Raw genomic sequence first — 1,447 nt, forward strand, 5'->3', positions numbered from 1 at the left:
TGAACTGACCCCCGAAAGTTGGACAGGTAGCGCTATGCGGCCAGCGCTTGGGTTCGGAATTCTACCGGACTCAAGCCATTCAGTCTGAGACTGATGCGTTCTTGGTTGTAGTAGGCGATGTAATCCTCTAGTCCTGATGCCAGTTGCTCAACACTCTCAAACGACTCCAGGTAAAAAAACTCGCTCTTGAGCGTGCCGAAAAAGCTTTCCATGGCGGCGTTGTCCAGGCAATTGCCCTTACGCGACATGCTCTGCTCGATATTCTTCCCAGCCAGCATATGCCGGTAAGTTGGCTGTTGATACTGCCAGCCTTGATCGGAATGCAGTATCGGTGTGTCACCTGGATTCAGCCGCTCGAAGGCTTGCTCCAGCATTGTCGAAACCATCTTGAACTCAGGACGCCGGTTGATCTGATAAGCAAGGATCTCGCCGTTGTACAGGTCCATCACAGGCGAGAGAAACAGCTTCTGCCCCTTTACCTTGAACTCTGTCACGTCGGTTGCCCATTTCTGATTGGGGGCTTCTGCCTTGAATTTGCGTTTGAGTAGATCAGATGCAACAACCCCCTCGGAGCCTCGGTACGAGCGATATTTCTTAACTTTTACCAGAGATTTGAGGTCCATCAACTGCATCAGTCGCTGCACCTTCTTGTGGTTGACCACCTCGCCATTGTGCCCGAGGGCCGCAGTGATGCGACGATAGCCGTACCGCCCCTTATTTCCGTGATAGAGGCTGTTGATGCGCTCTTTGAGAGCAGCATGCTTGTCAGCCACCAGCACTTTGCTTTGGTAATAAAAGGTACTGCGTGCCAGCCCTGCAGCACGTAGCAGCAGAGCAAGTCGATGCCCGCGCCTCAATCCTTGGATAGCCTGCGTTTTCTTGCCTGCGCAGTTCGAGGGTCCGCTTGGATCAAGGCATCGAGCTTTTTTAGATAAGCATTCTCCGCGCGCAGGTATTCCAGCTCTTCGAGCATTTGCTTTGGTGTCAGCTCGCTGTCCGTTGGAGTGGGCGGGCTTGTGCTGGACTGTTTTGATGGTTTGCGGGGCATGCTGAACTCTCGGGTACGGCGCGGGTGAAGGGCTTCTACTCCGCCTTTATCGTACAACCTTTTCCATTGCCTGATGCTACTCGGGCCGCGGATATCAAACTGCACGCAAGCTTGCTGAGCGGACAGTCCGTCTTGCTCAATGCACTGCAAAACCTTCAATTTGAACTGCGCGTCGTAGTGGCTGTACTTGGCAATCAAACCGGCTGCACCGTGTTGCTCGTAGCCCTTTACCCAGCGGCGTAACAGCGATGGACTCAGGTCATGCTTGAGCGCCACCTCATGAACACTGCGGGCAGAAAGGCACTCTTCGATGAGTATCTGCTTGAGTGCCAGGTTGTATTTCGTCATGGAACACCCTCCGGTTGGGGATCAGGTGTCCAACTTTCGGGGGTCAGTTCA

The 1,447-nt window shown here is 53.6% G+C and carries 1 protein-coding gene; it reads right to left on the reverse strand.

Annotated features, from left to right (window positions below):
* Positions 1 to 32: 32 nt before the first annotated feature.
* Positions 33 to 1,396 (reverse strand): IS3 family transposase gene (locus OH705_RS26800; protein ID WP_123902472.1). Its coding sequence is split into 2 segments (ribosomal slippage): positions 33 to 931 and positions 931 to 1,396, totalling 1,365 coding nucleotides; the frame shifts between segments, so codons are not numbered across the junction.
* Positions 1,397 to 1,447 lie beyond the last annotated feature (51 nt).

Source organism: Pseudomonas sp. BJa3 (assembly GCF_026343815.1).
Lineage (GTDB): Bacteria > Pseudomonadota > Gammaproteobacteria > Pseudomonadales > Pseudomonadaceae > Aquipseudomonas > Aquipseudomonas soli.